At 63.6% G+C, this 7395-nt stretch carries 6 protein-coding genes and 1 riboswitch; of the genes, 5 read left to right on the top strand and 1 reads right to left on the bottom strand.

The genetic code is table 11. The features are described from left to right. Positions 1–25: 25 nt before the first annotated feature. Positions 26–427, bottom strand: coding sequence for an acyl-CoA thioesterase (locus tag G1E_RS02655; protein WP_009682837.1), 402 nt, complete (start codon positions 425–427; stop codon positions 26–28). Between the two features lie 178 nt (positions 428–605). Further along, a riboswitch (S-adenosyl-L-homocysteine riboswitch) is annotated at positions 606–702 on the top strand. A gap of 20 nt (positions 703–722) precedes the next feature. On the opposite strand from G1E_RS02655, the gene ahcY reads away from it, so the two are divergent. The 5 genes from ahcY to G1E_RS02630 all read left to right on the top strand — a co-directional run bounded on the left by ahcY (position 723) and on the right by G1E_RS02630 (position 7305). Next, on the top strand, positions 723–2132 hold the full coding sequence (gene ahcY / locus G1E_RS02650; RefSeq protein WP_009682836.1) for an adenosylhomocysteinase: 1410 nt from the start codon (positions 723–725) through the stop codon (positions 2130–2132). A 200-nt stretch (positions 2133–2332) separates the two neighbouring features. After that, entirely contained in the window at positions 2333–3178 is an 846-nt protein-coding gene (metF, locus tag G1E_RS02645) for a methylenetetrahydrofolate reductase [NAD(P)H] (protein ID WP_009682835.1), read from the top strand. 93 nt (positions 3179–3271) lie between these two features. Continuing rightward, entirely contained in the window at positions 3272–4348 is a 1077-nt protein-coding gene (locus tag G1E_RS02640; RefSeq protein ID WP_009682834.1) for a hypothetical protein, read from the top strand. A 56-nt stretch (positions 4349–4404) separates the two neighbouring features. Next, positions 4405–5193 (top strand): ABC transporter substrate-binding protein, encoded by a 789-nt coding sequence (locus tag G1E_RS02635; RefSeq protein WP_009682833.1) that lies wholly within the window; start codon positions 4405–4407, stop codon positions 5191–5193. A gap of 219 nt (positions 5194–5412) precedes the next feature. After that, complete coding sequence (locus tag G1E_RS02630; RefSeq protein ID WP_009682832.1) at positions 5413–7305, top strand: DEAD/DEAH box helicase; 1893 nt, start codon at positions 5413–5415, stop codon at positions 7303–7305. The last annotated feature ends 90 nt before the right edge of the window (positions 7306–7395 follow it).

Genomic DNA, 7395 nt, shown 5'->3' with positions numbered 1-7395 from the left:
TGGGCTGCAGCGCAGCCCCATACGATCACTCGACGGCAGAATCCGGGAACTGGTCCTGCACATACTTGATCGCGGTTCGCCCATGGGCCGCCGGCAAGCCGTCTTCACCCAGGTTGACGAAGACCATCTTGTCCACGGTCAGGATGCTCTTGCGGGTGATCTTGTTGCGTACCTCGCATTTGAGGGTGATCGAGGTGCGGCCGAACTCCGTCGCGGTGATGCCCAGCTCGATGATGTCGCCCTGGCGCGAGGCACTGACGAAATTGATTTCCGACATGTACTTGGTCACCACGCGCTGGTTGCCCAGCTGCACAATGGCGTAGATCGCCGCCTCTTCGTCGATCCAGCGCAACAGGCTGCCACCGAACAGGGTGCCATTGGGGTTGAGGTCTTCGGGTTTAACCCACTTGCGGGTGTGAAAGTTCATCAGTACTCCTGACCTGCTTGGCTAACGTGCGCCCATGATGGCAGAGCAGCTGCGATCGCTCCATTGCACATCGACTATCGTCGCGATTAATCGACAGAAAACCTTGGGCAACCCGGCAGGCACAGCTATAATCTGCGCCGCTTCACATGGTTGCCCACAGCGGTGCCATGCCCGCCACCTGTCCGAGGGGCGCTGCAGCAGGCTAGGCCTGTCAGGCTCGGATGGGGCGTTGCTCGCTCTCGCGGGCGCTTAACGCACAACGGCGCCCATTCGCACACTACGAATGGAGGCTCTCATGAGCGCTGCAAACATGCCTGCTGGTTTTACCGATTTCAAAGTCGCCGACATCTCCCTGGCCGCCTGGGGCCGTCGCGAAACCATCATCGCCGAATCGGAAATGCCTGCGCTGATGGGCCTGCGTCGCAAGTACCTGGCCGAGCAACCGCTCAAGGGTGCGAAGATTTTGGGCTGCATCCACATGACCATCCAGACCGCCGTGCTGATCGAAACCCTGGTAGCCCTGGGTGCCGAAGTGCGCTGGTCGTCCTGCAACATCTTCTCCACCCAGGACCAGGCCGCCGCCTCCATCGCCGCTGCCGGTATCCCGGTGTTCGCCTGGAAAGGTGAAACCGAAGAAGAGTACGAGTGGTGCCTGGAGCAGACCATCCTCAAGGATGGCCAGCCATGGGACGCCAACATGATCCTCGACGACGGTGGCGACCTGACCGAGCTGCTGCACAAGAAGTACCCGCAGGTACTGGACCGCGTGCACGGCGTGACCGAAGAAACCACCACTGGCGTGCACCGCCTGCTGGACATGCTGGCCAAGGGCGAGCTGAAAGTCCCGGCAATCAACGTCAACGACTCGGTCACCAAGAGCAAGAACGACAACAAGTATGGCTGCCGTCACAGCCTGAACGACGCCATCAAGCGTGGTACCGACCACCTGCTGTCGGGCAAGCAGGCGCTGGTGATCGGCTACGGCGACGTGGGCAAGGGTTCGGCGCAGTCGCTGCGCCAGGAAGGCATGATCGTCAAGGTCACCGAAGTCGACCCGATCTGCGCCATGCAGGCCTGCATGGACGGCTTCGAGGTGGTATCGCCGTTCATCGAGGGTATCAACGACGGCAGCGAAGCCAGCATCGATAAAGCCCTGCTGGGCAAGATCGACCTGATCGTGACCACCACCGGCAACGTCAATGTCTGCGATGCCAACATGCTCAAGGCCCTGAAGAAGCGTGCCGTGGTGTGCAACATCGGCCACTTCGACAACGAGATCGACACGGCCTTCATGCGCAAGAACTGGGCCTGGGAAGAGGTCAAGCCGCAGGTGCACAAGATCCACCGCACCGGTGCCGGCAGCTTCGACCCGCAGAACGACGACTACCTGATCCTGCTGGCCGAAGGCCGCCTGGTAAACCTGGGCAACGCCACCGGCCACCCAAGCCGCATCATGGACGGTTCGTTCGCCAACCAGGTCCTGGCCCAGATCTTCCTGTTCGAGCAGAAGTTCGCCGACCTGTCGCCCGAGAAGAAGGCCGAGCGCCTGACCGTGGAAGTGCTGCCGAAAAAGCTCGACGAAGAAGTGGCCCTGGAAATGGTCCGCGGCTTCGGCGGCGTGGTCACCCAGCTGACCAAACAGCAAGCCGACTACATCGGCGTTACCGTCGAAGGCCCGTTCAAGCCGCACGCTTACCGCTACTAAGCGGCAGGGTTGGAGCTGCTAGCAGCAAGTTGCAAGTTGCAAGTTGCAAGCAGAAGCAGACCGCAGCTTGTAGCTCCAGCCTCTTGAACCTTGAACGATGACCAAGCCAGACCGGCCATCACCGATCTGGCTTTTACTTGCAGCTTGAAGCTTGCCGCTTGCCGCTTGCCGCTTGCAGCTTGCTGCCAGAGGAACGCCTGATGTCACAAGAACGCCGCTACAGTTTCGAGTTCTTCCCGACCAAGACCGATGCCGGTCACGAAAAGCTGATGGGTGTAGCCCGCCAGCTGGCTGCCTGCAACCCGGACTTTTTCTCCTGCACCTATGGTGCCGGTGGTTCGACCCGCGACCGTACGCTGAACACCGTGCTGCAGCTGGAAAGCGAAGTACAGGTACCGGCCGCCCCGCACCTGTCGTGCGTGGGCGACACCAAGGCTGAACTGCGCGCCCTGCTGGCCGAGTACAAGGCCGCCGGCATCAAGCGCATCGTGGCCTTGCGCGGCGACCTGCCGTCGGGCATGGGCATGGCCTCCGGCGAACTGCGCTACGCCAGCGACCTGGTCGAGTTCATCCGCACGGAAACCGGCGATCACTTCCACCTGGAAGTGGCTGCCTACCCCGAAATGCACCCACAGGCGCGCAACTTCGAGGCCGACCTGGGCAACTTCGTACACAAGGTCAAGGCCGGTGCCGACAGCGCCATCACCCAGTACTTCTTCAACGCCGACAGCTACTTCTACTTTGTCGAGCGCGCGCAGAAGCTGGGCGTGGATATCCCGGTGGTGCCGGGCATCATGCCAATCACCAACTACAGCAAACTGGCACGCTTCTCGGATGCCTGTGGCGCCGAGATTCCGCGCTGGATCCGCAAGCAGCTGGAAGCCTACGGTGATGACACCGCAAGCATCCAGGCCTTCGGCGAAGAAGTCATCACCCGCATGTGCGAACAACTGCTGCAAGGCGGCGCACCGGGCCTGCACTTCTACACCTTGAACCAGGCCGAGGCGAGCCTGGCGCTGTGGAACAACCTCAAGCTGCCGCGCTGAAACTTTTTGGCAATGTCTGCTTAAGAAATGATTAAGGCTTTGGTCATAGACTAAGGCCTTGTTCTTTTTTGGGTTACACAGGTCTTGCCTGCCATGCAGCATCCCCAGCCATCTCGCCCACAGCTCGTCTACCTGGCTTTTGGCCCCGCGACCTATCATCAGGAAGCCTGTTTCAGCATCATCAGCGCCCTTGCCCAGCTCGGCGGCACCGCCAGCAGCGTCATGGACATCCAGGTCTACACCGACAACCCGCAACCCTATGCCGGGCTACCGGTCACCACTCATGTACTGGACGAGGCCACGCGCCAAGCCTGGAACGCCCCGCACGGCTACCACTTTCGCAGCAAGCATGTGCTGTTGCGCCAGGTACTGCGCCAGCACCCGCTGGCCGTGCTGATCGACACCGATACCTTTTTCCGCAAGTCACCACTGCAACTGTTCGACCGGGTCGCGCCAGGCAAGCTGCTGTGCAACACCATCGGCCCGCACTATGGGGCGAACCCGAAGTGCCTGCTGTATAAAAACCTGCTGGGCCCTCTGCAGTCCCGCGGCCTGGCCGACTGCCAGATGCCCCTGGTCAACTCCGGGGTGATCGGCCTCACGGCCGCCGACGCGGGCACCCTGGACCGCTCCATCGACCTGATGGACACGCTCTACCCGCTGGCGCGCGAGGCCTACACCCTGGAAGAATTCTGCCTGGCAGTCGCGGCCCATGGTCACCTGCAGCTGGCGGCATGCTCCGACGTCATTCACCATTACTGGAGCCGCAAGGCGCAGTTCCGCGCCAAGATCCAGGCCTGGCTGGCCAAACATGGGCAACATCCACTCAGCCCGGCAGCGCTGGCCGACGTCGCCCTGGTCAACGACCAGCTGCCCCGGCCACCGGCCTTGCACCGCCTGGGCTACAAGGCATTGAGCCTGACTCTTCCGCCCCAGGAACGTCAGTTTGCCCGTGAGTTGCTGTACGGCTGCTACCCCTACGCCAACGAGTTCGACCGCGCCTGCGCGTCGGCCTGGTGGGACAAGGCCCTGGAAAACCTCAATGCCCGCCACGGCCCCACCGATCCCGAGCGCCTGCGCCAGTGCTTGCGCCACCCCGGGCTGCGCTTGTCGCTGGGGGAACGACGCAAGGACATCGAGCATCACCTGCTCAGGTCTTCCCACGCTTGAATGGCCCGGTGCCCTGCCCTCTGGCCTTGCACCGGCCGAGCGCGTAATCTCCCGGCATGCCCAACATCGCCCGGCTGTTCTGGATCCTGCTGCTCGTTTGCCTGAGCCCGTTGGCCCTGGGCGAACGCTTGCGCCTGGTCTCCGACGACTGGGCACCCTACGTGTACCAGCAGGACGGCCATCCACGCGGCATCGACTACGAAGTGACCAACCTGGTGTTCGCCCGCCTCGGGGTCGAGGTGGAATGGCAGTTCCTGCCGTGGAAGCGTTGCCTGGCAATGGTCGAACAAGGCCTGGCCGACGGTATTGTCGATATTTTCCAGACCGAGTCGCGTCAGCCCTACCTGGTCTACGCGCCAGAGCCCATGTCGGAGGTCGAGTTCATCCTGTTCCAGGCCAGTGTGCGCCGCCACGTGGTCAACCAGCTGGAAGACCTGGCCGGGCTTACCGTCGGCACCTCGCCCGGCTACACCTATGGCGCAGCCTTCAGCGGGGCCACCTACTTCAAGCGCGAAGCCGCGCCCACCCACGAAGCCAATTTCGGCAAGCTGATGCTGGGCCGTGTCGACCTGGCGATCACCGACCGCAAGGCTGGCCATTACCTGGCGCAGCAGCTGGGCCTGCAACGGCAGGTCGAGGCGCTGCCACTGGTGGTCAGGCGCCAGCACCAGTACCTGGCCCTGGTGCGCAAGCCGGGCCGCGAGGCACTGGCAGAGGCGTTTGCCGAAGAACTGCGGCGTTTCAAGCAGGAAGCGGCCTATACGGCGATCAGCAACCGCTACACAGGCGACACCAAAAACATTCTCAACGCCGTTGAGCAGCAGGAAAGCAGCACAGCGCGATAGCTCTGTTATACTCGGGCCTTCCCGCCCGGCTCACGCCCGGACGCTCGGCCTCGCAACAGGCATCCCGATCGGCACTGGCGCACCTTCGCGTCCACCCTCCGTTTCCCGGATGTGCAGTGAAAGCCCAGCTGGACCGGACGCGATCGCATCCCGACGATGCCCGTCGCGCCAGGCAGAACATCCCATACGGGCCCAGCCCAAACGAGAACAGGATCGCCCATGTCCTTTGCTTCCCTCGGTCTCTCCGAGGCTCTTGTCCGCGCTATCGAAGCTGCGGGCTATACCCAGCCGACCCCCGTGCAACAGCGGGCCATTCCCGCCGTGTTGCAAGGCCGCGACCTGATGGTTGCCGCCCAGACTGGTACTGGTAAGACCGGCGGTTTTGCCCTGCCGATTCTCGAGCGCCTGTTCCCGGCCGGCCACCCCGACAAGTCGCAGCGCCATGGCCCGCGCCAACCCCGCGTGCTGGTACTGACCCCGACCCGCGAACTGGCCGCCCAGGTGCATGACAGCTTCAAGGTGTATGCCCGCGACTTGCCCCTGGTCAGCGCCTGCATCTTCGGCGGCGTAGGCATGAACCCTCAGATCCAGGCCATCGCCAAGGGTGTCGACGTACTGGTCGCCTGCCCTGGCCGCCTGCTCGACCTGGCCGGCCAAGGCAAGGTCGACCTGGCCCACGTTGAAATCCTCGTCCTGGACGAAGCCGACCGCATGCTCGACATGGGCTTTATCCACGACGTGAAGAAGGTACTTGCCCGCTTGCCGGCCAAGCGCCAGAACCTGCTGTTCTCGGCCACCTTCTCCAAAGACATCACCGACCTCGCCGACAAGCTCCTGCACAACCCGGAGCGCATCGAAGTCACCCCGCCGAACACCACCGTGGAGCGTATCGAGCAACGCGTGTATCGCCTGCCGGCCAGCCACAAGCGTGCCCTGCTGGCGCACCTGATCACCCTCGGTGCGTGGGAACAGGTGCTGGTGTTCACCCGGACCAAGCACGGTGCCAACCGCCTGGCCGAGTACCTGGAAAAGCACGGCCTGACCGCCGCCGCCATCCATGGCAACAAGAGCCAGAACGCTCGTACCAAGGCGCTGGCCGACTTCAAGGCCAACAGCGTCCGGGTACTGGTCGCCACCGACATCGCCGCCCGCGGCCTGGACATCGACCAACTGCCACACGTGGTCAACTTCGAGCTGCCGAACGTTGAGGAAGACTACGTGCACCGCATCGGCCGTACTGGCCGCGCCGGCCGTTCGGGCGAGGCCATTTCCATGGTCGCCCCGGATGAAGAAAAACTGCTCAAGAGCATCGAGCGCGTCACTCGCCAGCGCATTCCCGACGGCGACCTGATGGGCTTCGACGCCAGCCAGGTAGAAGCCGAAAAGCCCGAAGTACGCGAGCGCCCGCAGAACAACGGCCGCGGTGGCCGTAACCAGCAGGCCCGCGGCGAAGGTGGCAAAGACGCCAACGGCGGCCGCAAGGACAAGGGCAAGGACAAAGGCAAGGCCAAGCAGCAAACAGCTGAAAAGCCCGCCGACAAGGAAAAGAGCGGCGACAGGCAACAGCAGCCGCGCAAGCCGCGTGACAAGAAGCCGCGCCAGCAGCAACAAGCCAGCAGCAGCCCCAGCGTGCCGAAGGTTCCGGCCGACCGTGACCCGGAAGAGTTCCTGGATGACGAGATCGACAACTTCGGTAACCGCGCTGACTACGTCAGCCCCTACCAGGGCAAGAGCCAGGGCCGCAATCGTCGCCCGGGTGGCGGTCAGGGTCAGGGCCAGGGCAATGGTCAGCGCAGCAACACTGGTGGTCAGGGCCAGGCCCGTAGCGGCGGCCAGCAGCGCAGCGGCGGTAGCAGCGGCGAAAAACGCCCGCCGCGCGCCAACAACGGAGGCGGTGCCCGTCGTGATGGCGGCGCTGGCCGTGGTCGCCCGGCCCGTGACGATGCTGCCCGGCAGGAGCCAGCCGTGCGCAACCCGCGCCAGGCGGAAAAACAGCCGGTGATCATCCGCAAGGAATCCAAGCTCGACCGTTACCCTACGCCTGAGCAGCTGGATGACCTGCCAAGCCGCCCCCGCGGTGAGCGCCCGGCGCTGCTGACCCGCAAGGGCTAAGCCCAGGTAGCAAAAAATCGCCGCCCGAAGGGCTAATGTCAGTCAGTTAAGTAAGTTGGGGCCGCTTTGCGCCCCTTCGCGGGCACGCCC

This window comes from Pseudomonas sp. TJI-51 (assembly GCF_000190455.2).
Classification (GTDB): domain Bacteria; phylum Pseudomonadota; class Gammaproteobacteria; order Pseudomonadales; family Pseudomonadaceae; genus Aquipseudomonas; species Aquipseudomonas juntendi.
Note: the sequence above shows the minus strand (reverse complement) of the source record. Positions and strands in the feature narration are given on the sequence as shown.

Bases quoted from the DNA above. Each gene is read 5' to 3' on its own strand.
- G1E_RS02655 (WP_009682837.1), bottom strand. From the start codon at position 427: ATGAACTTTCACACCCGCAAGTGGGTTAAACCCGAAGACCTCAACCCC.
- ahcY (WP_009682836.1), top strand. From the start codon at position 723: ATGAGCGCTGCAAACATGCCTGCTGGTTTTACCGATTTCAAAGTCGCC.
- metF (WP_009682835.1), top strand. From the start codon at position 2,333: ATGTCACAAGAACGCCGCTACAGTTTCGAGTTCTTCCCGACCAAGACC.
- G1E_RS02640 (WP_009682834.1), top strand. From the start codon at position 3,272: ATGCAGCATCCCCAGCCATCTCGCCCACAGCTCGTCTACCTGGCTTTT.
- G1E_RS02635 (WP_009682833.1), top strand. From the start codon at position 4,405: ATGCCCAACATCGCCCGGCTGTTCTGGATCCTGCTGCTCGTTTGCCTG.
- G1E_RS02630 (WP_009682832.1), top strand. From the start codon at position 5,413: ATGTCCTTTGCTTCCCTCGGTCTCTCCGAGGCTCTTGTCCGCGCTATC.